This is a genomic window from Tabrizicola soli, from assembly GCF_015999335.1.
In the GTDB taxonomy this organism is placed as follows: Bacteria; Pseudomonadota; Alphaproteobacteria; order Rhodobacterales; family Rhodobacteraceae; genus Tabrizicola; species Tabrizicola soli.
The window spans coordinates 94,645-121,023 of the sequence record NZ_JAEACP010000004.1; the positions used below are offsets into that span (position 1 = coordinate 94,645).

Sequence of the window (26,379 nt, forward strand, 5' to 3'; positions counted from 1 at the left end):
TCATGTCCGTGCCTCCTGAAGGGCCGTGATAATTCGCGAGACCGTCTCCCCGATCTGATCGGTTTCCGGATCAAACGGGATCAGCGCCCAGCCGACCCCCTCATGGGATGTCTCGGCAACCGCGACGCGGGTATCCGACCATCCGAATTCCATCGCGCCCACCACGCGTCCGCCCGCAACCAGATCGTCCCCGAAGTGGTCCGGCCCGGGCGCCTCGGCCGCGATCAGTGCGTCAATCAACGGGTGGAACGCGTCGTCGCACAGCGCCCGCGCCTCTTCCCATGCGGCCAACCCGGGGCCCTGATCCCCCTGGTCAACGGGTTCCACCATGTCGGGTGGGGCCAACGTGTCCAGCCCGTCGAACTCGACATGAAGACCACGCACGCCCTGGAACAGGTTCACGATCCGCCAGAGCCCGCGCCAGGCCTCCGTGTAGAGGGTTTTCGCGGCCGGAACCTCGCCCGGATCGGGCAGGACCGAACGCAGGAGAAGCCGAAGGTCGCGATCCGATTGAGTCCATTCGGTGGGCGAGATCTTTTCACAGGCCAAATAGAGATCGAGCGCCCCGACCCCGACCTGTTCCACCGCCTGCGTACCGGAGAGAAACAGGCGCCCCGCCTCTGAAAGGGCCGCCTGCCGGGGAAGCTGGTCGATGGGGCGACCGCCCTTCACGAGGCCCCGGATCAGGACGGAGCGGATCACCGTATCCCCGTCCGCATCCCCGTCCGCATCCCCGTCCAGAAGGCGCCTCATTGCATCGAGCGTGCTGATGGTCTGAAGCGTCCGGACCGCTTCTGCATGTGGGGCGAGCAGCGGATGCGCCAGCGCACGCCCAAGGGGCCCGGTCATCTGCGCCCCGAGGGCGGTTTCAGAGAGCGGGTTCAGGTAGCCCTTGTCCTCCGGGTCAAGGTCGCGCCAGGACAGGGTCCAGACCCGCACCTGCCCGGACCGGATCATCAACATCCGGTCCAACAGGTCCTGGGCGACCGTACCCGCGTGATACTCGATCCCGTCCATTTCGATGACGATCGGCAGGCCGCCGCTGCGGCCAACCGGGGTCAGAAGGAAGTCGACACGCTTGCGGGGCAGGCCCCGGAACCGCGCGTCAATCTGCACCTGAGGCTCGATCGTCCAGAGGCGCGGCGCGTCCGGACGCCCCGCGCGTAGCACGAACCCACGCCGTCCGCCCGGCAGCACCTGCGGGGTCAGCGCCCCATCTCCGTAAAAGCCGGAGAGGGCTCGCAGAAGCCGCTTCTCCAGCACGCTCTCGACCAGCGCGCCCCGAATTGACGCGTCGATCCCGGTCTCGGTCTGGGTCAGGCTGTCCCATTTCTGGAGGATAGCCTCCATCATCTGTCGCGCCCGGTCCCGATCCGGCTCGCCGGGACCGAACTGTGACCTGTAGGGCTTCACGCAGCGGAAGCACCCGTTCCGGTCCGGCTCCTGGTTGCAGGGGCAGTCCCGCAGCGCCTCCGCCGCGCGGCTGACAACCTCACGCATCGTGCTCGGGTGTTCCGCGATCTGACGCAGATAGCCTGATCCGCCCGGCACGGAATCGTAGAGGTAAAGGCTGCGAACCGTGGTCATTCCGTTCAGCTGCGCCTGGAAGATGGTGGACCGGATATGGTCCACCTTCCCCGCGAAGTGACGCCGCATCCCGAGGTTGATCGCCGCGACGAAGCTCTTCAGATCATCATCATCCGCGTCCCCGACCACCGGGATCACGATCCGGATCGCCTCGGTGTTGAACTTGCGCATCAGGAACACGCCGGTTTCCCACTGCTCGCGAAGCAGGTCCTCATCCCGCATGACAAGACAGTTCGGCGGGTGGGTTCCTCGATCGTCCTCGCCGCGTGGGGGACCCTGAAGCGACCCGCAGTGACGACAGATCCGGAACGGCTGTGCGGGCCGACGCTCTCCCGCGATCCGCGGCCCGGGGAGGGTGGACTTCGTCCCGAAGTTGAAGTCCCGGAACGTGCAGCTGGGCAGGAATTCAAAACCGAACGGGGCGCCGTTTTCCCGGCTGGTGAACCAGGAGGCGGCGATGTCTTCCGGCCCATGGAAGGGCATGAGAACCCGGTCGAACTGACGCTGGTCCCGCTGATCCCCGTCCCGGATCGCCGCCTTTTCCTCGCTGTCGATCGCGATGACAGACTTGAGCTGCACCACGTCATGCGCGGAGCCGCTATCCGACCACATCTCGTCCCCGCATTGCGGGCAGGTGCGGGTCTCGGCCCCCTCGATCCGGTGCGCGACATGCGAACAGGCTGGGCAGAAGGTCCAGCCGGCCAGATCTTCCTTGCCGATCTCGATCCGGTCGATCTGCACCTGGCGCCCGTTGGCGTAGAAGAACTGGCCCGGCGCGAATTCCGACAGGGCGGAGCTGGCGGGCCGGGAGTATTCGACGTGCAGAAGCCCGTCCTCGTCCCGTGCTGTCGCGCCATCGTTGCGCCGCGACAGGATCGAGGTCAGTTTCACCCCTTCTTCGGGGAAGGCGTAGTTCGGCAAGATTCCCTTGTCGGTCAGAAACTTGATCACCGGCACATCGTCGATCCCGCTTCGGATCAGACGGTTGATCTCGGTCCGGTCCCGGGTCAGGTCCTGTTCACGACGCTCATATTCTTCATCGGTCAGCTCGGCCCGGCGCTTCTTGAGCCGACCAAGTTCCTTGGTCGCTTCCTCGCGCTTTTCCACCAGCCGGGCCCGTTCGGTGGCAGCCCCGTCAAAGGCCTCCCCGACGCGCCAGCCGATCGATTTCGGGTCCGTTCCGGTCAGGTAAGATCGGATCCTGTCGGCCAGATCTGTCCGGTCCTGCACCTCTTGCGGCAGGCCAGAGAGGAACCGGTCTGCCAGTTCCGGCCCGGTTTCGCGAACCAGTTCAAGCCATTCGACCGGGAACCCTTCGGTCGCGCCGGAGGCCCGGCGCTTCAGCACGTCCCGGACCTTCCCGTAATCCCCGCTTTCTTTTGAGGCCGCGACATAGGCGTCGAGGGTGTAGGCGGTCACCTGGCGCAGAAGCACCTCTTCGGCTGCGAGGAACACGCCTGGCGGTCGGACCTGGCCTGCCAGCATCGGGGTTGGGTCTTCCCAGAACTGGAGGTCATGGGCACGCGCATTCGCCAGCACCATGTTCAGCGCGTTTCCGTCGCGCCGCCCGCTCCGCCCCATTCGCTGAACGTAATTCGCCTCTTCCGGGGGGACAGAGCTCAGAAGGAGGGTGGACAGGTCGCCGATGTCGATCCCCATCTCGAGGGTCGGAGTGGCCGAGATCAGGTTCGGGGCCCAGCGGGTTTCGCTCTTGATGAACCCGGTCTCGATCCGCAGCCGCTCATCCGTTTCGAGGATGCCGGTATGTTCTCGCGCCACCACCCGGTGGTTTCGGTCCGACCGGAGGGCGCGGCGCAGGGCGGGTCGGTCAGCCTGCTCGACCGCGGCCAGGTGCCCGTCACAGCCGATCCGCGTGCAGGGGGAGCCGATGAGGACAGCCGCGTTCTCCGAAAGCCCGGTCTCGCGCCGACCGCACAAATCGCAGCACAGCCCGATCGTGGCGGTGGATACGGTGACCCGTTCCGGCACGAGAAGCCAGGCATGCCGGTTCTGCCCCTCCGGGCCGTTGACGCGCCGGACGATGTCGTCGGCCTCAAGTCGGCGCAGGAGGAGCGGAAAGATCGCGTCAGGGTCCGCGCCGTAGCGCAGGTCGGACGGTCCGATCAGCCGGAACAGCCAGTCCCGGTACCAGCTCGCGGGGCCGGTCCGGGTGATCTTCTCAAACCCGGTCGGGGCGGCGCCGAGGGTCACCGGAATCGGCGCGAGGCCCCGCCGGCTGTCCGGGCTTGGCAGGGAACCGGTCTTCCCCACGCCCACCTGGATGGCGGCCGCGTACCAGTTCAGCCCGTAGTTCCCTTTCCCGTTCGCGATCGCGCTCTCGAGATAGGGGTGCGCCACGGACCCCTGCCGCCGCATCCGCTGCGTCACCCCGGCGAGGAGCCGGGTCAGAAGGGCCGGGTCGAACTCCGGCGCGCCCGGCAGATCGTTTCGCAGCTCCCGTGCCAGCCGCTCCGCGGACAGGCGCAGCAGATCCGTGGGCACGTCCGCCGCCGCCATGCCGTTCAGCTCAAGCGTGTGGTTGAAATGCGCCCGGTAGCTCAGGTCGACGAAGTACTCCCAGCCGAGCCTGATCCGGATATGGTCGAGAAACACCGGGTCGGTGATGGTGGTCCCGCTTTCGACCAGCTCCCGGTAGCGCCGCCGCCAGGTCAACTCCTTCGGGATGAACAGCGCTGTGAACCCGTCCGGGCCGAGGTCGTTCAACTGGGCGCGCGGGACGTCCTCGATCACCTCTTTCAGGGTCATCGCGCCCGTTTCCGCGGACCGAAGTGCCCCGTAGAGTGCCTTCTGGTAGACCGACAGTGCGTTCCGGGTTTCGGCCACCGCCGCCCGGTGCGCTGCGTCCTGAACCGAGTCCGAGAACATCAGGAAGCGGGGTTTCGCCTCGGGGTGCTCTTCGTTCTGTTCGGATGTGTAAAGGGTACCTGTGATGCCGGTCGTCAAGCGCGCCGCCCGCATCCCGAAGAGGAGAAGCCCGCGCGCCTGCCCGCAGGCGGGACAGGTCCGGTCGATCCGTCCGTTCGCGTCGGTCGGGTTGTACAACCAGACCGGCGAGGCCGGTCCCGGGCCGAGATCCTTGTGATCGGCCGGGGTGAACTCGACCGTTTCCGCGTTCAGGACCCCCTTCACGATCTGACCACCGGCGCCGCTGGCCGGGACCATCCGGTCGATCGACTCGTGATAAATAAGCCGGATCCGATCCGCCCCGTTCTCGTCGAAGAACTCCTGGTAGAGCTGCTCCAGGTCCGCATGAAGCGACTTCGACCGGGCGTCCTGCCGTCCGAGATGCGCGGTCGCCCCGCACCGGTTGCAGTTCACGACCGGAAGGGCCCGGCGAAGCTGGTCCCTTTCCAGGTCCATCTCGTGGAACAGGTCAATCTGTGAACGAACCCCGCCCGCTTCGAGCCGTGGCAGGGTTGTCACCATCCGGGCCATTTCCCGGATCCAGAGCTGGAGCCGGACGTTGAAAAGGGGGCGCGGGCTCTCGGCCGATCCGGACCGGGCCCAGGCGACCAGCCCTACGACCAGCTCGGCGAGCGCAGTCAGGTCTGCTTCGGGCCAGTCACGAAGGACCCGGACTTGTCCCAGCCCGGCCGCGATCGCCTCAAGCGAAGCGGGCCCCTTGTGCTCGGCGATGATCTTCAGGGTCCGCTGACACAGGTGATGCTGGACGAGCCGGTCCCCGAGTGCGATCCGCCAAGCCGGGTCCGCCGGGTCCCCTGTGTCCAGAAATGCGAGGTCTGGGTCGGTCCGATCCGGGAAAAGGCACGCAGCGAGCCGTCGCGCGGCTCCCGACTGGTCCATCTCAGCCGCCTCGCCTAAGGCCCCGTGGATCTCGGAGGGGTCCGGCCGGTCCAGATACTCCGCGTCACCGAACACCTCGTTGGGGGATTTCCGGGTCTCCCGGACCACCGCACCCGCATCGAACGGTTCGCCGAAAATGGTCTCGGCGTACTTGCGCAGGTCCGTCGCCGCATCTTCGCCGGAGCCGAGCGTGGCCGAAGACCCCACGCAGATCAGGTGTCCTTCCGGGGTGTTAAGCCGGTACTTCAGGCGGCGCAGCAGCAGGGCGAGGTCCGCCCCCTGCGCCCCGTCGAAGGTGTGCATCTCGTCGACCACCAGAAACCGGAGCGTCTCCGGGTCGTTCTGCGCCCAGAGCGGCTTGTCCCGGCCGCGCAGCAGCAGGTAATCCAACATCTTGTAGTTCGTGAGCAGGATGTCAGGCGGGTTTTTTCGCATCGTCTCGCGATGCGTGATCACGCTGTCCTCGGTCACCTCATGCGCCGGGTTCTGCGGTTCCGCGTCCGCATAGATCCCGGCCCGCACCCCCTCCAGCGACGGGATCCGGGTTAGCGCATCCGCGATCCGGCGCGCCTGGTCGGTCGCCAGCGCGTTCATCGGGTAGATCAGGATCGCCTTGATCCCGGGCTTCCCCTTGTGCCTCCGACAGTGGTCCAGAATCGGCCACAGATAGGATTCCGTCTTCCCCGACCCGGTCCCGGTCGCGACCAGCGTCGAGCGCATCGCCGTCCCGCTCAGCCGGGCGAAGGCGTCCGTCTGATGCTGGTAGGGCGCGAATTTCAGCGGCACCTCCGGGAAGGGCTGCGCCCATGTCCCCTCCTTCGCCCCGTCGATCTGCCGGAACGGCATATCGACCGAGATCCACGGCCCCTTCAGGAAGTTTCCGGGCTCGGCGATGAACCGGTCCACCATCCCCTCAAAGGCGGGGCTGGTGCTGTTCAGCGTCGTGTGGACCAGTTCGCGCAGGCTGTCCTGCACATGACGGGCGAGGAGGATCGGGTTCATCTCAGGCGGCCTCTTCGGATTTCAACCGCTCGAAATGGGCCCAGGCGCGGCGGTAGTCCTCGATCCGGTCGCATTGGGTGAACGGGCCGACGAAGTGGCGGGTGACGGTGCGGGGGCCGCCGGGCATCGTGTCGTCGATGGCGGTGCATATCAGTTCCGCCGGATTGTCGGCGAGGATCTTCTCCCAAGCTGCGCGACCGGGGCTTTTGCCGCGGTCGTCCAGCCAGCCGACGCCGGGCAGGCCTTTGGAGCAGGTCCAGACGATCCGGCCGTTCTGGTCGAACCAAGTTCCGCTCTCATACTGTTGTAGGATCGGGAAATAGATACGGTAGACCTCAAGGAGTTGTTCAAGGGTCAAGCCGAGCGCTTGCGCAACCAGAACGTCAATCTCGACCAGCGCCAGGCGGCGGGCGAATTCGGTTCGGAGCCCTGCGCTCCGATCCCAAGTGGCGGGGCCCTCTACGGGGCCCTCGAGGCGCAAGCGAGGATCAGGAGACGACCACGGAAGAACGGCAAGCGTCGCAGAGGAGCGGTTCCATAGTTCGGCGTATTGTGATGTTAGACAAGAAAGTCGCAAAGATCGGTGCTGCGCTGTCTGTCCAACTTCTACCCAGGGGAAACGCGCCATATGGGAGTCCCTAACATCTGAAGTTCCCGACGCCTTGATTAGAAAGTCATAAGGAAGGGAGCATGCAAATGTGCATAAGTTCAGGCGGTCCTCATCCCGTTCGGTCGCGACACTTTCTATTCCATCAACATGAGCCACGCCTGGTGGGATAAGCGCCGGAATCAAGCTGCGCTCACCGTTCAGGGCGATCATTCGCCGCAAGGCGACGCGGTAGAAATCCGCATGGCTCCTCGTAGGGTCCCAGCGGCACCGCGTCATGCGGTTTTTGTACTCAGCAAGACCGACCGCAGGACCATAATTGGTGCGCGGAAGGTAATCTGCCGGTGCCGCTGCCAGGTCGATCACGTCATAATCGGCCTTTGTTCGGTTTATTGATCTGGGCGTTTTGTAGAGCGGATTTCCAACATGAATTAGCGGCCCCTGAAGGATCATTTGATCCGCTGGTCGAAAGGTCGTTTCCCTCCGGATTGTCCCATCTTTTTGAGATGCTGTTTCGTTCCAGTGCGGCGACTGCTGCCACAGCGGCACTTCCACTGTACGCGCGCCTGTCGTCGTGCTGACTGCGCGCTCAATCTTCGGGATCGCCGCGTCCAGTTTCGGGAACCGAGCCATCTGGCGGAATACGTCGAGGGTCCGGGCGGAATAGGGCTGAATGAAACGAGCCTCCTCTACCGGAACCGTCTCCTCTTCTGAAAGAGCATGAATTACTGAAAGTGCACCTTGATCGATGTAAATGACGCGATCACGGTGGCCCCGTGTATCCCATTTCCCGTCCACGTCCTTGATGTCCGGAATCTCTCCAACACCATCGTGCGCGTACGACTCATCGACCTGTTGGGCCAAGAAGGCGGTTGTGAATTGCTCGAAAGCCGGGACCGCGTCGCTCCCACGGTAGATGTTCTGGCTGAACCGCATATAGTGGGCGGCGTCCGCGAAGTTCTTCGACTTGATCGTGTTGATGTATCCGAAATGCTTTACGATCCGCGCATACCAGTGCCGCCGGAACGTCCCCGACTTGGGGTCTCCCAGATGCCCGTCCTGATGGATCAACGCCGCATACCCTTGCGGCGCGACCAGCCGGAACGACAGGTCAATGAAGCACCTGTAGAGGTTGTTCGAGCCCCCCCCGGCGAAGGGGTTCATCACTTCGGACGAGGTCACCTCCATCGCCCCCCGGGTCGACACGAAATCCTGAAGGAAGGCTTCGACCGCCGGAACCAGCCGCCCCTCGCGCCGCACGGGCGGCGCCTTCGGCAGCGCCTCGGGCAGGACCTTCTTCGCGTCCGAGGCCGACAGCCCCGCATGAAGCGGGTCGATATCCGCCAGCACCAGCCCCTCGTTCCACGAGGGCTTGGCCCAGGGCGGGTTCCCGACGATCACGTCAAACCCGCCGCGCGTCTTCATCACATCCGCGAAGATCAGGTCGAAATGCACGAAGCGCTCGCGCTCGGCCACCTCGACCGCCGTCTTCAGCCAGTCGAAATTCTCGATCAGCGCCTCGACGTTCGTTTCCCGGAACAGCCCGTCCTGCCGCTTGGTGGCGGCCTTGAACAGGTCCCGCGCGGGGGCGTCGGGTTCCAACAGATCGAGGAAGTCCGGGGCCGGATCGGCGAACTCCGCCACGCTGGGGGCGGCCAGCGATCCGTCGGCGGTGAACCCGCCCTCAAGGATCATCGCCATCCCCTGAAGGAACTCCGCCCGGCCGGGCAGCAGGTCCGCCTTGTCCAGCGGCCAGAGCCAGAGGGCGCACCACGCGTCCATCGCGGTCTTCAGCCGCTTGTAGGGGAGCGTGTTCGTCGCGTGGTCGGCCCCGGTCAGGTGGGCGTTCAGGCGGGCCTTCTCGTGGAAGTTCAGCCGCTTGTTCCCGGGCATGACCTTGCCGGGCCAGAGCGTGATCTCGTCATTCGCGGCGGCGCGGGTCTTGGCGAGGTCCTCGGCGACCTGATCGAACAGCGCCTCGGCGACGCGGCTGAGCTTCTGGACCAGCTTGATCTCGTGGGGTTCGAGCTTCTTGAAGAAGCCGTCCTTGCGCCACGCCTTGATCTGGTCCTGCGCGGATTTCGCGAACGGGGCGATCGACTTGTCCTTGTCGAAGTTCGCCATGTCCTTGGCGGGCAGGAGCCACTGCCAGACGTGACCGTCCGGCAGGCGTTTGCGCCAGCCGATCTCATCGGGTTTCCCGTTGAACCAGAGGTCGCCCTGCGCCTTGGCGCTGAGAAGCGCGGGGGCGTAGGCGGCCCGGCGCGCGCCGATCAGGGAGTTTCCGGCGTGAAGCTGGTCTCCGAACCAGGGCGAGAACTCGCTCCCGTGCAGGCTGTTCAGCCAGAGCGAGATCGCCCCCAGTTCGACAGCGATCGGGTTGAGGTCGACCCCGAAGCAGTTGCGGTCCGCGATATAGGCCCGGACCCGCTGCTTCTCGAGGACGATATCCTCCTGCGGGATGGTTCGGCCCATCTCCTTCTGCTTCCGCTCCAGGTAGAGGTCGGCGAGCTGGTTCGTGGTTTCCACGAGGAAGGCGGCGGAGCCCATTGCGGGTTCGAGGATCTTCAGGTCCAGCAGCTGGTCGGCGGTCAGATCCCGGCACCGCTCCATCAGCGCGTGCTTGACCAGCAGCCGGGCGAGTGGTTCGGGCGTGTAGTAGGAGGCGGATTTTTCCCGGTCCCTGCCAGCTAGCCGGTAGATGAAGGTCCCCTTTTCGTAGACGAGCGCCTCGGAACCGTTGAAGACGATCTCATCGGGGGCGAACTCGTTGATCCGGGAGCGGGGGACGAACCAGCTGGGCGCCAACTTGTCCACCTTGTCACGGCGGAACGCGTCCTCTTGTTCGGCCTCTTCCTCACCGAACAGGTCCTCCGCGGCGTCCTCATCCGGTTCGGGCGCTTCCGTCTCCTCCCCGTCCTCGGCCGCGTCATTTGACCGGCCCTTGCGGGGTTTCAGCTCGATGAGGTCGGTCTTGGCGACCACCCCGGTGAACGAAATCAGGGTCTCGTAGACCGCGCCCAGCTGGCCGATCCCGAGCTTGGCGTAGGATATCCGGCCCGTGCTCTTTCCGGTGGATCGGAGCGACAGCAGCCGGATCACCCGCTGAACCGCCTCGTTCCGCAGCCGCAGCCCGTTCAGGAGCGGCGTGCTCTCCGGGTCGAGCAGGGACACCTTGACGGCCGGCAGGCGAAGGCCGGTCCCTCGTTCCTCATCGGCGAGGTCGAGGCCGGTGTAGAGAAGATCAAGCGTCCGCTGGAGGCTTTCCCAGAGGAAGGTGCCCTCCCGGTCCGCCGTGGTCCGGAGCGGGACGGATTCCAGCTCACGCAGCGCCTCGAGCGAATATCCGGTCGCGTAGATCGGGTTCCGCATGTCCAAGAGGTTCAGGCGCGGGTTCGCCTCCGCGTAGAACAGGAACAGGAGCCGGTACATGTAGCGCAGGCACTCGCGCGACAGCTCCGGCCCGTCGATCCAGACTCCGCGCCGGGCCGGGTCCGGGAAGGTGGACGGGTACTTCCCGCCGGTGACCGCGATCACCTCCTGGCCGAGCAGCTCGATCGCGTCCCGGACGGTTCGCTTCAGAGAGGTGGTGACCGCGTTGGCGTTTCGCTGCGCCTCCTCCTCGAGCCGATCCGAGATCGGCGCCCCCTGATCCGGGACGCGCGCCTCGCGGGAGATCAGGCAGGCCATCACGGTGAGCGTGTCCCGGTCCGCCCGGGCGAAGATCTCCTGGAGGTCGAACCGGAGGACGGACCGGGCCGGCCATTTCCTCTTGTCGATCAGCACGATCTGCGAGAGGCCGAGGACAAGAACGTGACGAGGGCCGTCGGACAGCTCGAACACCCCCTCGGCGAGGACGGACTCGATGGTACGATCCAGTAGGGCTGCCTCGCGCAGGTCCGGCGGAAGCTGCTCCTCCGTGAAGCAGGTCCCCAGCGGGTCCGACGCCTCGTCCTCCGGGGCCGGGATCTGCGCCTCGATCACCCAGAGCGCATCACGACCGCTGGTATCTGTTGCACGGGACACGAGTGGGATTACCGGCGCCCCTTCGAGAGCCGTATAGGCCCCCTCGCGCCGCCACACGTAGCCGAGGGCGGTCAACACGTCGTGGTGCGCGTCCCGGACCAGTTCGGCCCGCCGGGACCGGTCCGAACTGTTGCGCACCTGACGAAGCGCCTCGACGGTCGGGCCGGCGACGCGGGCTAGCCGCTCGACCGGATGGGCGGACCGGTCCAGACCGGCCCAGCGGGCGGTGATGTCCTGAAGCTCCTCCTTCAGCACGTCCGAAAGGGTCCCGGACGGGAAGAACTCCGCTTCGTTTTCGATCCCGATCAGGTCCATTCGGTCACCCCACAAACACAACTTTGACGTCGACATGCGGGTTCGGGTCCGGAATCATCTTCCGGGTCCGCTCGAACCAGTCTGTCCAGTCATGGAACAGCTTCTCGATCTCCTGTTCCCGCTTGCGGCGGATCGTCAGGCGTCTCTTCTCAAACGGGCTGAGCCCCTCATCGGTACCGGGCAAGTCGCCGAGATCAAGCGTAAGCTGGGCTCGGAACCGTGTCTCCAGGGTGGACAGCCGGTCAAGAACCGCGTCGAGGTCGCGCTGGATGTCCGCTTCTCGCGCCTTCCGGAGATCTACCAGGTGCGTCTGGAACCGGTCCACCGCAACCGGGATCGCTGCCTGCGCCGCCGAGAGGTCCTCCAGTGGGCGGCTCGGGGTGTCCCCGGCGAGCCGGGTCCGTTCCAAGAATGCGCCCACCTCTTCGATCCGCACGGTCCCGTCCGGCGACCGGATCACCACGGCCCACCGGTCCACGACCGGGGACCCGTTCGCGTTCGGGATCGCCCCGTGAAGGACCACGGCCACCTCCCCCGAGGGCAGGCGTCCGTGTAGGGACACTGCCGGGGCGGCGTGCTCCGGGAAGAAGGTGCTGGCCTGGTCTGCGAACCAGTGCAGGATCGGGTGCCCGTCCCACAGGAACTGAACGGTCGGCCAAGCCCGCTCCTGCGCCTTCGCGTCGTTGATCGCCTGGTTGATCACCCCGGGTTGGTCGGTCAACTCGATCCGGCCCCCGGGGCCGACCGCCTCCTCCGGCATGAACCGGCTATCAACCGCCCCTTCGCTCGCATAACCGAACCCGTCGCGCGCGCGCATGTCGTCCGGGATCGGGAGCCGGATGACCCGGTCCTCCGGGAAGATCCCGGGTGGCTCCGGGAAGATGCGCCCTTCCGACCGGGAGAGCCGCTCGATCATCGCCCGGGCATAAGTGAAGGTATCCGGGTATAGGCGAGGCGGAGCTTGATCCGTCGGAGGAGCCGCGTCGGTCGGAGCCGGGGCCGCGTAATCCCCGAAGAGGGCCGCGAACTCATCGTCGACCGACATGTGGGTTACGGCCTCCGCGGCCCGGGCGTCCATCTGGCGCTCGAACGCCTCCGCGCCGATGCCGGTAGCGACCGCCTCAGCGACGACAGCCTCCTCCCCGTCCGCGTCCCCCGCGCCGAGGAAAACGGCCGGGTCGCCGACCCCGGCTTGGGCCGCCTCGTCCTTCGCGACCAACTTCTCGAGGACCCACATCTGTCGCACCTTCGGGTGCGTGCTCTCGCCCACGAAATAGCTGATCTGCGGGGGCCGGTCCTGCCCGTACCGGTCGATCCGCCCGTTGCGCTGCTGGAACCGGAGGAGGGACCAGGGGAGGTCGAAATGGATCAGCCGGTGGCACTGGAAATGGAGGTTGAGCCCCTCGGACGCCATATCGGAGGCGATCAGGATCCGGATCGGTGATCGCTCCTGACCGAACGCCTCAATCAGCTCCTGGGTCCGGACGTCAGCCTCGACGCTTCCCCCGTCCACCCGTGCCACCTGGTCGGCCGAAAGGCCCAGGTCCTCGCGCAGCCGGTCCGCGAGCCAGGACACGGTCGCGATCCGTTCCGAAAAGATGACCAGCCGGTCCCGCGCCGCCCGACCGGTCCAGTTCAACTGGCGCAGCAGGCGCAGGAGCTCCTGATACTTGCTGAAGGCATCCGTATCGATCGCGGCCACGTGCTCCGCCAGCGCCCGTAGCCGGTCCCGGTCAGCTGGGGTGCCGCGAGCGGTCCCGTTTTCTATCCCCCGGATCCGCCGCTCGAGCGTCTCGCGACAGGCGGCCGGACTGGAAAAAATCGCCTTGGCGATCGTGGTCCGGAACAGGTCGATCGCGCGCCCCCGGGCCTGCTCTTCATCAAGATCGAGGTGCAGGTCCGCAATCGCCTGATAGGCCACCTCTTCCTGAGGGCTGAGCGGGAAGCGGCGTGGGAGGAGCTGGCGTTTCGGGACCTCTCGACCGATATCGGCGACCACCTCCGGCGACGAGCGAAACCGGCGGACGACCAGATCCTCGATGTCAGACCGATGCAGCCGGGTCGGGTCCGGAACCCTCGTCGGGTCCAGCATCCTGATAAGACTCGCGAAACTTTCCTGAGACCCGTCATGCGGGGTTGCGGTCAGGAGCAGCAGGGAGTCGGTTCGGCGAGACAGGAGCTGCGCCAACTCGGCCCGTTGCGAGTTCGACCCGGCGGCCGACTTCCGTTCGGCCGCGTTATGCGCCTCATCGATGATGATCAGGTCCCAGTAGGAATGTTTCAGCGCGTCCCGGATCTGGTTGTCCCGTTTCAGGGTGTCGATCGAGACGATGGACCGGTCGAACTGGTCGAACACGTTGTAATGGGCCGGGATCTTGTTGCGCATCCGCCGGATCGCGGCGCTGTCGAGTCTGGAGAGCGGGATCGAGAACCGGGTCCAGAACTCCTTCTGGAACTGGGTCAGCATGGCCCGGGTCGTGACGACCAGGATCCGGTCAGCGCGACCGCGCAGGGCGAGTTCCGAGGTGATCAGGCCCGCCTCCAGGGTCTTCCCGAGGCCGACATCGTCCGCGATCAGGAGCCGAACCCGGTCCTGCGCCAGCGCCCGCTCCACCGGGAGGTGCTGAAAGGTCAGATCGTCAATCGCGGCCCGGCCCAGCGTCAGGGGGCGACGCGTCGTCGTCGGTGTCGCCCGGAACGCGGCCGCGAGATGCAGCTTCGTGTCGATCAGACCGGGGGACGTGTCCGGGACGAGCCGGACCGCGGCGGGGTCAAGGACGCGCGCCCCCTTCTCGAGGTCCCAGACGAACCGGGCCTCCTTGTCGCGAACCAGACCGTTCAAGCCCCGACAGTGGATCTCCCGGAATCCGCGCTTCAGCGTCGAGGTGCCCAGCACCTTCCAGGTGGCGGAGCGGAGGCTGATGACGGACCCGGGGGTGGGGTATGCTGAACTCATCTTGTATCCATCTTACGACCGTCACCGGTAAGAACCCCGACCATGCGCCGGGGTCGGGCAGCTCGGTTTTCGAAAATTTCCGCCGACGCACGATCAGAACCGCAAGCCCCGACACCCTGCGCGTCCGTGGTCCATCCAAGGGTATTTCTTTTAGTTATTCAACCCAGTTAAGGCCGAAACCGGCGCCAGCGCGGCTAATGTTTGTCGAGACGCGAAGTTGGCGCAGACCGGTTCCGTTTGGAAGTGATCGCCCCGGTCAATTGAACCCATCGTGATTTCAGGCGAGACAGGGAAGGTTGGCGCAAATACAAGATTTACGCGCCGAAACGGATAACCTGATGATCAACCCGCTTCCATTGACCGTTCCACTTCTCTGGCGGGAGACCGCGACGTCCTTTACGTCGCGCTTGGCGGCCCGGAACGGGTTGTCGGCCCCGGACTTTTGTCAGGATTTCGGTATTACCTTTCGGGGGGTCGTTGATAGAGATCCTCTTACGCTACGCGTGATCGCAGACCTCGGCGGTGTTGATCAGGATGAACTCGCCGCCTGGTCCCCGGCATCTGTCGGTGAGCGGCGCCTGAACCTCCGGGGGCATATCTTTCTCGGGAAAACACTCCGCAACCCGGAGACCCGAGGCTGCCCGGTGTGCTTGCGTGAGGATGCCCAGAATTCTGGGCTTCCACCGGAACAGTCGATGGGCCTGCGTGGACACTGGAGTGTGCCGCATGTCGCGACCTGCGTGCGGCACGACCACCCCCTGGTTTTCCTATACCGTGATCCCCATGCGACCGCGCGATACGACAACGCACAGCACTTGGCGTCGCTGAGCACCGCGATCTTGAACGGGAACCTGGATAGGCCTCGGGAACATCCAACCTCCTTCGAGGACTGGCTGGAAGACAGGCTGTCAGACGGTCCGGGGTCAGACTGGCTATCGGGCCATCCGCTGCACGCCGCATCGGTCTTTTGTCGGCTTCTGGGGATCGCCCTCCTGCGGTTGGACGGTCTCAGGCTGGACCATATCGCCGTGGAGTCCCGACACGCCCTGTATGCTCAGGGGTTTGAAGTCGCCCAGGGGGGCGAGGAGGCTGTCCGGCGTGCACTCGTTCGCCTTCAAAACCTGGTCGAAACCCCACAGGACGGCCCGAAAAAGATCTTCCCCGCCCTCTATGACCGGCTGTCGCATGATTACGCGGACAACCCGGACTACGCGGCGTTCCGGCGCATCCTTCGGGATCACATGGCGTCCAGCTGGCCCCTCGGGCCAGGTGACGAACTGCTGGGGGAACCGGTTCACGAGCGACGCCTGCACTCTGTGACGACAGCGGCCCAAGAAACCGGCGTCGATCCCCGGCGGCTGCGGAAGCTTCTGGTCGCCTCAGGCCTTCTGGCCGAGGACTGCGCGCTACCGGACTCCTGGGCGGTATTCGACGCGGCGGAGGCTGAACCCGTGCTGCGCGACCTGACGGTCCTGGTTCCGGCCAAGGAGTTCCGGGACATCATCGGCGCGTCCCGGTCCCAATTCGACCTACTGGTTGCAGACGGGGTCCTCGTCCCGGCGCTTGAAACGTCGGAGACGAAATCCGTATGGGATCCCCGGACCGGGACCGCGTTCCTGACCGGACTGTTGCGGGGCGCTGTTCAGCTCCGTCAGCCCCAGCACAGCTGGGAACACATCTCGAAATCCGCGCAGCGGCTCAAGATCGGCCCCGGCGTCATCATCCAGGCGATCATGGACGGGCGGCTGCACCGGATCGGAAACCTTGAGGGCCGGACCGGTTATGCAGCCGTCTTCGTCGATCACGACGAAGCCGCCCGGCTGTTCGGAAGTGAAGCGCCCCCGGGGCATAGCATCGAGACCTTCGCGAAGTCTGTAGGTTCCGGTCCGCCGATCGGCCTGCGTCGACTGATCTTGGATGGGCACACGCCCGCGACCCGGGCTATCAACCCCCGGACGAAATCCGAACAGTTCTACATCACGCCCGCTGACGCAGAAGCGTTTCACGCGAAGTTTCTCACGCCCCGCACCATGGCGAACGCCTATCGCAGGAGCTGGCAGAGCCTGCGGGTGGAACTGGAGCGGCACGGGATTATGCCGTTCAGGAGCGGCGAACGCGACTATGGACGAATATTTCTCCGTACCGACGTCGAACGATATATTAAGAGCGTAACTGAAATGGGAACATAAGCTGGCGCGATTGTACACGGCTCGCCTATCAACTCACGCGGCTCTGTATCAACTGTTCACTCTGTGAATTCTCTCCACTAGGAAATACAGGCCGAAAAGCGTAACCAAAATTAACCGAAAAAACAAAAAACTCAGAACAAAAGTATATAGGGACTTTAGGGATAGAGTAATCAAAAAGCCCGACGCAGGTCGGTCAATCGCTCTAATGATATAGTTTACGTTGGGCGCGATAATTTCACCACTCACGCTCAAAAGAATCAAAAGAAGAGAGGTGACCGTCAGGTAGGAGAATAAGTGACATAAGAATACACGATGAGAAAGTGAAACTAGAGACGTATCGTCGCCCGTTCTGACCTTCAGCGTCGGGGAGGGACTAGGCATGGTTTCATCAAGCTCAGCGCGTTGAAATGTGGCGACCGCTGCAAGCGCTGCGATGAAGAAACCCGGGAGTAGGCTAGTAATTCTGAACACATAATCAGACAGTCCGGTTTCGCCTGTCAAAGGCGGACTAACCGGCAATAAAAAGTAACCGATCACCGCCAATGCTGCCAGCGCTGCTGGCATCCGCCTATTGATGAGGCTCAGCGTGGGGTGCGTGATCGACCCAAACGCGAACCCACGTGTTATTTGATACCAGAACATCGCAACTTAAACATCCCTTACTGACTTTAGTTTCGTGTTCATCATGTCCGCTAAGTGACGAACGAGGCTTGCAGAGGACTGAGCCAAGGGCGGATTGATGCCCGTCACTCGATAACACTTCACGTAGAGCTGTTGTGTAGGTGTACCTGTATCAACGTCGATCTCGACTGTTCGGGCCTTTTTATCAGGGTCGATAAAGCGGATTTTTGCAGTCGGATAGTCGATCTTCATGCGCTGGAGAGGTTTGAGGATATTTGACCATCGGCCACCTGCGGGTAAGGACTTATCAACGCTCAGCTTGAGTATTTGAGCTTCCTCACGTATGTATGCCGACCCCCCCAGTGGAGTCTTCGTCTTGTGTTTTAAAAGTTCGATCCCGCCCACAACACCATTCTCCAAATCACTAACAAAATCTTCAGACAGGTGTCCTTGCAGTTCAACAGTTGGAACAAATGAGTTCATTTTCGGGCTTCCGTCTTTCCGAGCGCCTCCAGGATCGGCGTATTGGAACACAGTTTTGTCAGTCCGACACTTTTCTCGAATAACTCTATTTAACGTTGACTGAATAACAAGATGCCCTATTCGAGGTACGCCCTCAACAAGTGTAAGGTAGGTATCAGGTTTACCTTTTTCCTGCTTAAGGGACATCACAACATGAGCTGCGACATCTCCACCTTCATCAGGCGTTTTTTTAGCGATCCTTAGGTTTCCCGTATCAATATTTCCATACGCAGCTTCAGCTGCCGACAGGTCTGATCGACGAATTAACAACTCTACAGTTTCATCGGCAGCATCGTACTTTACGTCGCCAATACGATAAACCACGCTGCCTTTCTCGAGGGTGTGCTTCGCCTGCCCAACTGCGAAAGCGCCATTCCACACCGAGAGTAGATCTCTCAAATGTGGTATGTGCGCATGCTTGGCGGCCTTCTTTATTCGAAGGTCGTAGAAATAGATATGACGCTCGTTATTCTTCATCAACCCTTCCTCAATTCAATTCGCCAAGTCTTGAATTGTACTACAATGCAGGTTTATCCACCTACAAGCGATCAGGTCAGTCTCGGTTGTACTATGCCGATTTTCACGCTGCGTGACGATCGAAACCTCTTGACAAGCTTTGCGTAGGCTTATGGTTTCGCCTGCGCACGGTTATGGTTTTTCTCGGTGACCGCGGCTCACCCTCACCCGCACTTCGAATGGCCACAGGACCCGCAGGTGAGGCAGCCCTCCACCATCCGCAGGTCATGCGAGCCACAGGCCGGGCAGGACTTGCCGCGCGGGGCCTCGCCCACCCGCAGCACCTCGGCCTTGGGGTCGGATTTCAGCCCCAGCCCCTCGCCCTCGATGAAGCCGATGTCGATCAGGTGGCGCTCGATCACCCCGCCGATGGCGGCAAGGATGGACGGGATGTAGCGCCCCTCCATCCAGGCCCCGCCGCGTGGGTCGAAGACGGCCTTCAGCTCCTCCACGACGAAAGAGATATCCCCGCCCCGCCGGAACACCGCGCTGATCATCCGGGTCAGGGCCACGGTCCAGGCGAAATGCTCCATGTTCTTCGAGTTGATGAACACCTCGAAAGGCCGCCGGTGGCCCGCGATCACGATGTCGTTGATGGTAATGTAGAGCGCGTGTTCCGAGCCCGGCCATTTCACCTTGTAGGTCTGCCCCTCCAGCGCCGCCGGGCGGTCCAGGGGTTCCGAGAGATACACCACCTCGCCGCCCGTCACCGGCTGGGCGGCGACCGGGGCGGTCTCCTTCTCCGACACGGTCAGCACCGAGCCGGTGACGTCATTGGGCCGATAGGTCGTACAGCCTTTGCAGCCCTGGTCCCAGGCGGCCATGTAGACCTCCTTGAAATCGTCGAAGCTGATGTCCGCCGGGCAGTTGATCGTCTTGGAGATCGACGAATCCACCCATTTCTGCGCCGCCGCCTGCATCCGCACATGGTCGAGCGGCGGCAGGGTCTGGGCGTTCACGAAATGCTCCGGCAGCGGCGCATCGCCGTGCTTCTCCCGCCAGAGGCGGACGGCGTAGTCGACGACCTCCTCCTCGGTCCGGCTGCCGTCCTTCTGCAGCACCTTGCGGGTATAGGCATAGGCGAAGACCGGCTCGATCCCGGAACTGACGTTGCCCGCATAAAGCGAGATCGTCCCGGTAGGTGCCACCGAGGTCAAAAGCGCGTTGCGGATGCCATGCCTGGAGACGGCCTCGCGGACATCCTTGTCCATCTGCTGCATATTGCCCGAAGCAAGGAATCCCTCGGCATCGAACAAGGGGAAGGCCCCCTTCTCCCTCGCCAGATCAACGCTTGCGAGGTAGGCCGCCCGCGCGATGGCGTGCATCCAGATCCCGGTGGCCTTCGCGGCCTCTTCCGACCCATAGCGCAGCCCGACCATCAGGAGGGCATCGGCCAGCCCCGTGACCCCCAGCCCGATCCGCCGCTTGGCCTGCGCCTCGGCCGCCTGCTCCGGCAGCGGGAAGCGGCTGGCGTCCACCACGTTATCCATCGCCCGCACCGCGACCCGCACCAGATGGTCCAGCGCCTTCATGTCCATCGCGGCATGGGCGTCGAAAGCATCCTTCACCAGCGTCGGCAGGTTGATCGAGCCCAGGAGGCAGGCGCCATAGGGCGGCAGGGGCTGCTCGCCGCAGGGGTTGGTGGCCGCGATCGTCTCGACATAGTTGAGGTTGTTCATCGCGTTGATGCGGTCGATGAAGATCACCCCCGGCTCGGCGAAATCGAAGGTGGAGCGCATGATCCGGTTCCACAGGTCTCGCGCCTCGACGGTCTTGTAGACCCGGCCCGCGAAGACCAGTTCCCACGGACCGTCGGCCTTGACCGCCGCCATGAAGGCATCCGTGACCAGCACCGACAGGTTGAACATGCGCAGCCGCGCCGGGTCCTGTTTCGCCTCGATGAAGGCCTCGATGTCGGGGTGATCGCAGCGCATCGTCGCCATCATCGCGCCGCGACGGCTACCCGCCGACATGATCGTCCGGCACATCGCATCCCAGACGTCCATGAACGACAGGGGCCCCGAGGCATCCGCCGCCACCCCGGCCACCGGCGCCCCGCGCGGGCGGATGGTGCTGAAATCATAGCCGATCCCACCGCCCTGCTGCATGGTCAGCGCGGCTTCCTTCAGGCTGTCGAAGATCCCCGCCATCGTGTCCGGGATCGTGCCCATGACGAAGCAGTTGAACAGCGTGACCGCCCGCCCCGTCCCCGCCCCCGCCGTGATCCGCCCGGCCGGCAGGAAGCGGAACCCCTCCAGCGCCGTGTAGAATTCCTCCTCCCACTTCGCCGGGTCCGTCTCCACCTCTGCCAGCGCCCGCGCGATCCGCCGCCAGGTATCCTCGACCGAACCGTCGATGGGCGTGCCGTCCGCCTCCTTGAAGCGGTACTTCATGTCCCAGATGGCTTCGGCGATGGGGGCTTGGAATCGCGACATGCGGCGACGGGTCCTTGAACTTGTGGATAAGTCGGGGCGAACCCACAAGATACGCCTCTCCCCCCGGCGGGTCAACTTGCACCCGGCCCGCCAGCGGCTATCTTTGGCGCATGATCAACATCCTCAAACTCTGCGTCGGCGCCGACTCGGTCGAGGACCTGCTCGACTGGCAGCGCGCGCAACGCCCGCGCTGGCCCGAGGGCAAGGCGATCCACGTCACCCGCATGTGGCCCAGGCGCGAGGCCGAGGTGCTGGACGGCGGCTCGCTCTACTGGGTGATCAAGGGCGTGATCCTGGCCCGCCAGCGCATCACCGACCTGCAGGAGGTGAACCTGGGCGACGGCATCCCGCGCTGCGCCCTGGTCCTCGACCAGGAGGTCATCCGCACCGAGGCCGCCCCCCGCCGCCCCTTCCAGGGCTGGCGCTACCTCGATCCGAAGGACAGCCCGCGCGACCTGCCCAAGGGCCGCGCCAAGGACGACCCGCTGCCGCCGGACCTGGCCCGGGCCCTGGCGGAACTCGGCCTGCACTGAACGACCCGGACAATTCGACTAAAATTGTGCTTCCTCTTGGCACAAATACTCATCTTCACGGCCGGCCCCGAAGACCGCCCTCTGGCCCTGCCGCGCGAAACCCGCCACAACCGACGCCATGCCCCGCCCGCTCCTCCTCGCCGCACCCGCCCTCTTCCTGCTCCTCTGGTCGGTCGGCTTCCCGATCGCCAAGATCGGCGTCCAGCATGCGGGACCCTTCACCCTTCTGGCCCTGCGCTACGGCATCGCCGTCCTCGTCCTCCTTCCCCTTCTCCCGATCCTGAAACCGCAATTCCCCAAAGGCCGCGCCGCCTGGCACATCGCGGTGACCGGCTTCCTGATCCAGGTCGCCTATTTCGGCCTGTGCTACATCGCCTTCAAATCCGGCGTCTCGGCCGGAGGCGTCGCGATCATCGTCTGCCTGCAGCCGATCCTGGTCAGCCTGATCGCGCCCCGGATGGTCGGCGAAAGCGTCAGCCCCGCCCGCTGGCTCGGTCTCGCCCTCGGCCTGACCGGGGCGCTCACGGTGATCCTCGCCCGATCCGGCATCTCGCACGAACCACCGCTCGGCCTCCTCGCCGCCATCGGCGGCCTGGTCGGCATCACCGCCGCCACGCTGTACGAAAAGCGCTTCGGGACCGACAGCCATCCGGTGCCCGCGAACCTGATCCAGTATGCCGTCGGCGCCGCCTTCACCCTGCCGCTGGCCTTTCTGGCCGAGGGGATGCAGGCCGACTGGACACCCGCGCTGTTCGGCACCCTCGCCTATCTGGTGCTCGGCAATTCGCTGGTCGCGATCACCCTCCTCCTCGCGATGATCCGCGCCGGAGAGGTCGCCCGCGTCTCGGCGCTGTTCTACCTCGTCCCGCCGCTCGCCGCGCTTTTCGCCTGGCCGATGCTGGGCGAGGCGATGCCGCCCCTCGCCTGGGCCGGCATGGCGCTGGCCGGGATCGGCGTCGCCCTGGCCCGCCGCTAGGACCGCTCCTCGTTCGACTTCGTCTCCTCGTCGCCTGCGAGGAGTGACGAAGTCATCGACGAGCGGCCGTCAGAAGGGCACGCCCGCAACCCCCAGCTTCGCCGCAAGCCGCGCATAGGCCGCAAGATCCGCCGCCGACCATTCCGCCATCCGGCTGGCCCAGAGCACCGCCTGGCTGGAATGGATCAGCCCGTCCGACAGGATGCGCAGGTGGTTCGCCCGCAGCGTCTCGCCCGAGGAGGTGATGTCGGCGATCGCCTCCGCCGTTCCGTTCAGCACCGTCCCCTCGGTCGCGCCCTGGCTGTCGACCAGCTGGTAATCCGCCACCCCCTGCGCCTGCAGGAAATCCCGGACCAGCCGGTGATACTTGGTCGCGATCCGCAACCGATGCCCATGCGCCTTGCGGAACCCCGCCGCAGCGGCGTCAAGGTCGTCCACCGTCTCGACGTCGATCCAGACATTCGGCACCGCGATCACCAGGTCGGCCTGCCCGAAGCCCAGCCTCGCCACTTCGGCCACCTCGTCCGCGCCCAGCTGTTCCCGCACGAGGTCCGAGCCCGTGACGCCCAGATGGATCCGCCCCGCCGCCAGTTCACGCGGGATCTCCCCCGCCGAGAGCAGCACCGGCACCACGCCCTCGACCCCCTCGACCACGCCGGAATACTCCCGGTCCGAGCCCGCGCGCCGCATCACCACGCCCCGCGCGCCGAACCAGTCGAAGCAGTCCTGCATCAGCCGCCCCTTGGACGGCACGCCCACCCGGATCATGCCACCGCCCCCTTCAGCCGCGCCACCAGCCCCGGCCGGATCACGCCGCCGACTGCCGGGATGAAGGCCCCCGACCCCAGCACCGCCGTCAGCGCGTCGTAGCGCCCGCCGCTGGCGACCGGCGGCATCCCGTCCTTCAGGAAGCTGAAGACGAAGCCGTCGTAATATTCCAGAGCCGTCCGCCCATGGCTCGCCTCGAAGGCCAGCGTCGAGACGTCCACCCCCTTCGCCGCCAGCGCCTCCAGCCGGGCCGCGAAACGGTCCACCGCCGGGCCGATCGCCGGCAGCATCGGGGCGATCCCGCGCAGGTGGCTCAGGGCCGCCGCGGCCGGGGCTTCCAGCGACAACAGATCATACAGCAGCGCCGCCTCGGTCGCCCTGATCGGCGCCGTCCCGGCATCCGCCACCAGCGCCTCGGCCCGCGCCGCGATCTCCTCGGCGGAGCGCAGCCCGACGAAGCTTCCCGCCTCCTCGATCAACTGCGCGGGAGAGCCTGCGCGCAGCCGCTCCAGCAGGGCCAGCCGCCCGGCCGGAACCGGGGCCCGCCCGGCGAAGCGGTCCAGAAGCGCCTTGAACCGCGTGGGCCGCCAGACATGCCGCAACAGCGCCGCCTTGCGGCCCTCGCTGGTCTCCAGCCCCCGGACGGCGGCCATCAGGATGCCGATATCCCCGGTCACCGGCCGCAGGTCCAGCCCCGACAGCAGGTCGCGGAACAGCGCGAAGACCTCGGCATCCGCGACTTCCGTCGCCTGGCGGTCGAAGACCTCATAGCCCACCTGAAGATATTCCGACGCCCGGCCCGAGCCGCGCGCCTGCTTGCGGAAGACCTCGCCCAGATAGGCATAGCGCGCCGGCTCCGCCCCATGCGCCATATGCGCCTGCACCACCGGCACGGTGAAGTCGGGGCGCAGCATCATCTCGCCCTTGACCGGGTCGTCGGTCACATAGGCCCGCGCCCTGATATCCTCGCCATAAAGGTCCAGAAGCGTGCCAGCCGGTTGCAGCACATCGGCCTCGACCGGCACCGCGCCCGCCTGAATGAAGGCCGCCAGCAGCCGCTCGCCCTCGGCCCGGATCACCGCCTTCGGGGTCATGCCACGGCCTCCGCCCCGAGCCGCCGCCGACCACGAAGCGCCTCCCCTCCCCCGCCGTGGGGAGGGGATGGGGGTGGGGGGCAGGCGCGACCCGTCATTGGCCCAGCATCCGCTTCACCGCCGCGACCAGCTCGCCACGCGGCACCTCGACCTGGGCCGGGCGGTCCTTCCACTCCTCCAGCGTCGCGCTCTCGGCGATCTTCGCGCCCAGGATCAGGTCCTTCAGGATCACGACACCCTTCTCGGCCTCGTTCCCGCCCTGGATCACCGCCACCGGCGAGCCGCGTTTGTCCGCATATTTCAGCTGGTTGCCGAAGTTCTTCGGGTTCCCCAGATAAACCTCGGCCCGGACGCCCGCCCGGCGCAGCTCGCCCACCATCGACAGGTAATCCGCCATCCGGTCGCGGTCCATGACGGTGACCACCACCGGCCCCGCCGCCGCGCCCTCCACGCGCCCCTTGGCCCGCAGCGCCGCCAGCAGCCGGTCCACCCCGATGGAGACCCCCGTGGCCGGCACGTCCTGCCCGGTGAAGCGTTTCACGAGACCATCATAACGCCCGCCTCCGGCAACCGAGCCGAACTGCCGCTTGCGGCCCTTCTCGTCCAGGATCTCGAAGGTCAGCTCCGCCTCATAGACCGGCCCGGTATAGTAGCCGAGGCCCCGGACCACGCCAGGGTCCAGCACGATCCGGTCCGGCCCGTAGCCCTGCGCCTCCAGCAGCGCGGCAATGCCTTCCAGCTCCGCCACCCCCTCCGCGCCGACGACCGAGCCGCCCACCAGGTTCCGCAGCCGGGCGACCGTCTCGGCGCCTGTGTCGCGCTTGGCGGTGGTGAAGCCCATCACCACCTCGGCCTGCTCCGCCGACAGCCCCGCCCCCTTGGTGAAATCCCCGCTCTCGTCCTTGCGGCCCTCGCCCAGCAGGGCGCGGACTCCCTCCGGCCCCAGCCGGTCGATCTTGTCGATGGCGCGCAGGACGATGCCGCGCTCGTCGTGCTTGTCCGCGCCCGCCAGCCCCGCGACCTCCATCACGCCGTTCAGGACCTTGCGGTTGTTGACTTTCACCAGATAGTCGCCGCGGGGGATGCCGACCTCTTCCAGGCAGTCGGCCAGCATCGCGCAGATCTCGGCATCGGCCGCCACCGAGCCCGAACCCACCGTATCCGCGTCGCACTGGTAGAACTGCCGGAAGCGGCCGGGGCCGGGTTTCTCGTTCCGCCAGACCGGACCCATCGCGTACCTCCGGTAGGGACTGGGGAGGTCGTTGCGGTACTGCGCCGCCACCCGCGCGAGGGGGGCGGTGAGGTCGTACCTCAGGGCCAGCCAGTCGGCGTCCTCGTCCTGCCAGGCGAAGACGCCCTCGTTGGGGCGGTCGACGTCGGGGAGGAACTTGCCGAGGGCCTCGACCGTCTCGACGGCCGAGGTCTCCAGCGGGTCGAACCCATACCTGTGGTAGACCCCCGCGATGCGGTCGAGCATGGCTTTCCGTTCGGTGACCTCGGCCCCGAAATAATCCCGGAATCCCTTCGGGGTCTCGGCGCGGGGGCGGCGGGGTTTGTCGGCCATGGCGGGACCTTCGCTTTTGATCGAGGTCCGTGTATCCCGTGGGGGGCGGACGAGCAAGCGGGGGGATGGATGGACCGGGTCGAGGTGCTGGAGGAGAGGGTGGCCCACCTGATGCGGGCGGTGGAGGAGCTGTCGGACGTGGTGGCCCGCCAGGCTGGGGAGATCGCCGGGCTGGAGCGGCGGGTGCGGCTGCTGATGGAGCGGGCGGCGGAGGAAGAGGCCTTGCGGGGGGAGGCCCCCGAGGCGAACGTCCGCCCGCCGCACTGGTGAACGCGCCGCGCGCGGCGCTCCCGTGTTGGATGAATTATTTCAACTAGTTAGATGTTGGAGTTAGGGGTTTGTTAAGGGGGGTGAGACCAGGATTTCCGACTGTCTGGTGCCGATCTGGCGGCGCGACACAGGTTCGGCATGCGCAGGCTTAATCCGTTGTTCAACCTTCTCGCTTAATGCGCAAGCCCAGACTGAGGGAGGTCGTCATGCGACATGAAAGCAAGTTTTCGAGCGGGATCAGATCAGGGGAAAACTCCGCATTCATCGTGCCGCTGAACTATATTTTCGCGCCGGAGGTCAAGTTTTCGGTCGTGCCTGAACGGCTTCTGGACAGTATCATCGACGACGCGCTCGCAACCGAGCTCGCACGATTGAACGCCTATCTTCCCGTGGGTGTCAGCATCGACGTCACGACAGTCGACCTGACCCCGATCAGGGATGAATTGCGCGATGCGGTTTCATCCGGGCTGAGCGAAGCCGGTATGCCGGTCAATCCGAACGATCCTGTCAGCGATCTATTTCCGGCTTGACCATGACCTGCCCGAACTTGCAGATGCGGGACTCACCGACGAG

Annotated in this window: 14 protein-coding genes; 5 read left to right on the top strand and 9 right to left on the bottom strand. The window is 65.3% G+C overall.

The window, feature by feature from the left end; genetic code table 11:
* From I7S92_RS04685 to I7S92_RS04695, 3 genes are read right to left on the bottom strand one after another with little or no spacing between them, the layout of a single operon-like run.
* Nucleotides 1-6,414: a DEAD/DEAH box helicase gene (locus tag I7S92_RS04685; protein ID WP_197642327.1), complete on the bottom strand. Its 6,414-nt coding sequence runs from the start codon at nucleotides 6,412-6,414 to the stop codon at nucleotides 1-3.
* A gap of 1 nt (nucleotide 6,415) precedes the next feature.
* The gene (locus I7S92_RS04690; protein ID WP_197642328.1) at nucleotides 6,416-11,362 is read right to left on the bottom strand and encodes an Eco57I restriction-modification methylase domain-containing protein; all 4,947 of its coding nucleotides are present in this window, start codon (nucleotides 11,360-11,362) and stop codon (nucleotides 6,416-6,418) included.
* A 4-nt stretch (nucleotides 11,363-11,366) separates the two neighbouring features.
* Nucleotides 11,367-14,318 carry a DEAD/DEAH box helicase gene (locus I7S92_RS04695; protein ID WP_197642329.1) on the bottom strand — a complete coding sequence of 984 codons (2,952 nt, stop codon included), beginning with the start codon at nucleotides 14,316-14,318 and terminating at the stop codon, nucleotides 11,367-11,369.
* A gap of 338 nt (nucleotides 14,319-14,656) precedes the next feature.
* Between I7S92_RS04695 and I7S92_RS04700 the strand changes: the two genes are divergently transcribed.
* Nucleotides 14,657-16,507, top strand: a complete 1,851-nt coding sequence (locus I7S92_RS04700; protein ID WP_197642330.1) for a TniQ family protein — start codon at nucleotides 14,657-14,659, stop codon at nucleotides 16,505-16,507.
* A gap of 48 nt (nucleotides 16,508-16,555) precedes the next feature.
* Here the strand turns inward: I7S92_RS04700 and I7S92_RS04705 are convergent, their stop codons facing one another.
* The 3 genes from I7S92_RS04705 to I7S92_RS04715 form a co-directional block, all read right to left on the bottom strand.
* Nucleotides 16,556-17,071, bottom strand: coding sequence for a hypothetical protein (locus I7S92_RS04705; protein WP_197642331.1), 516 nt, complete (start codon nucleotides 17,069-17,071; stop codon nucleotides 16,556-16,558).
* An 84-nt stretch (nucleotides 17,072-17,155) separates the two neighbouring features.
* Entirely contained in the window at nucleotides 17,156-18,127 is a 972-nt protein-coding gene (locus tag I7S92_RS04710; protein ID WP_197642332.1) for a hypothetical protein, read from the bottom strand.
* A gap of 203 nt (nucleotides 18,128-18,330) precedes the next feature.
* Nucleotides 18,331-20,601 carry an adenosylcobalamin-dependent ribonucleoside-diphosphate reductase gene (locus tag I7S92_RS04715; RefSeq protein WP_197642333.1) on the bottom strand — a complete coding sequence of 757 codons (2,271 nt, stop codon included), beginning with the start codon at nucleotides 20,599-20,601 and terminating at the stop codon, nucleotides 18,331-18,333.
* 110 nt (nucleotides 20,602-20,711) lie between these two features.
* On the opposite strand from I7S92_RS04715, the gene I7S92_RS04720 reads away from it, so the two are divergent.
* Nucleotides 20,712-21,134, top strand: a complete 423-nt coding sequence (locus I7S92_RS04720) for a DUF1489 family protein (RefSeq protein ID WP_197642334.1) — start codon at nucleotides 20,712-20,714, stop codon at nucleotides 21,132-21,134.
* A 118-nt stretch (nucleotides 21,135-21,252) separates the two neighbouring features.
* The gene (locus tag I7S92_RS04725; RefSeq protein ID WP_197642335.1) at nucleotides 21,253-22,110 is read left to right on the top strand and encodes a DMT family transporter; all 858 of its coding nucleotides are present in this window, start codon (nucleotides 21,253-21,255) and stop codon (nucleotides 22,108-22,110) included.
* 69 nt (nucleotides 22,111-22,179) lie between these two features.
* Here I7S92_RS04725 and hisG read toward each other — a convergent pair whose 3' ends face one another.
* From hisG to hisS, 3 genes are all read right to left on the bottom strand, one after another.
* Nucleotides 22,180-22,878 carry an ATP phosphoribosyltransferase gene (gene hisG, locus I7S92_RS04730; protein ID WP_197642336.1) on the bottom strand — a complete coding sequence of 233 codons (699 nt, stop codon included), beginning with the start codon at nucleotides 22,876-22,878 and terminating at the stop codon, nucleotides 22,180-22,182.
* Entirely contained in the window at nucleotides 22,875-23,972 is a 1,098-nt protein-coding gene (locus I7S92_RS04735; RefSeq protein WP_197642337.1) for an ATP phosphoribosyltransferase regulatory subunit, read from the bottom strand. Before I7S92_RS04735 ends, hisG begins: the two co-directional genes overlap by 4 nt.
* A 94-nt stretch (nucleotides 23,973-24,066) precedes the next feature.
* A complete protein-coding gene (gene hisS, locus I7S92_RS04740) occupies nucleotides 24,067-25,536 on the bottom strand; it encodes a histidine--tRNA ligase (RefSeq protein ID WP_197642338.1) in 1,470 nt (489 codons plus the stop codon).
* Nucleotides 25,537-25,605: 69 nt separating this feature from the next.
* On the opposite strand from hisS, the gene I7S92_RS04745 reads away from it, so the two are divergent.
* The gene (locus I7S92_RS04745) at nucleotides 25,606-25,806 is read left to right on the top strand and encodes a SlyX family protein (protein ID WP_197642339.1); all 201 of its coding nucleotides are present in this window, start codon (nucleotides 25,606-25,608) and stop codon (nucleotides 25,804-25,806) included.
* A 206-nt stretch (nucleotides 25,807-26,012) separates the two neighbouring features.
* A complete protein-coding gene (locus tag I7S92_RS04750) occupies nucleotides 26,013-26,336 on the top strand; it encodes a hypothetical protein (RefSeq protein ID WP_197642340.1) in 324 nt (107 codons plus the stop codon).
* Nucleotides 26,337-26,379 lie beyond the last annotated feature (43 nt).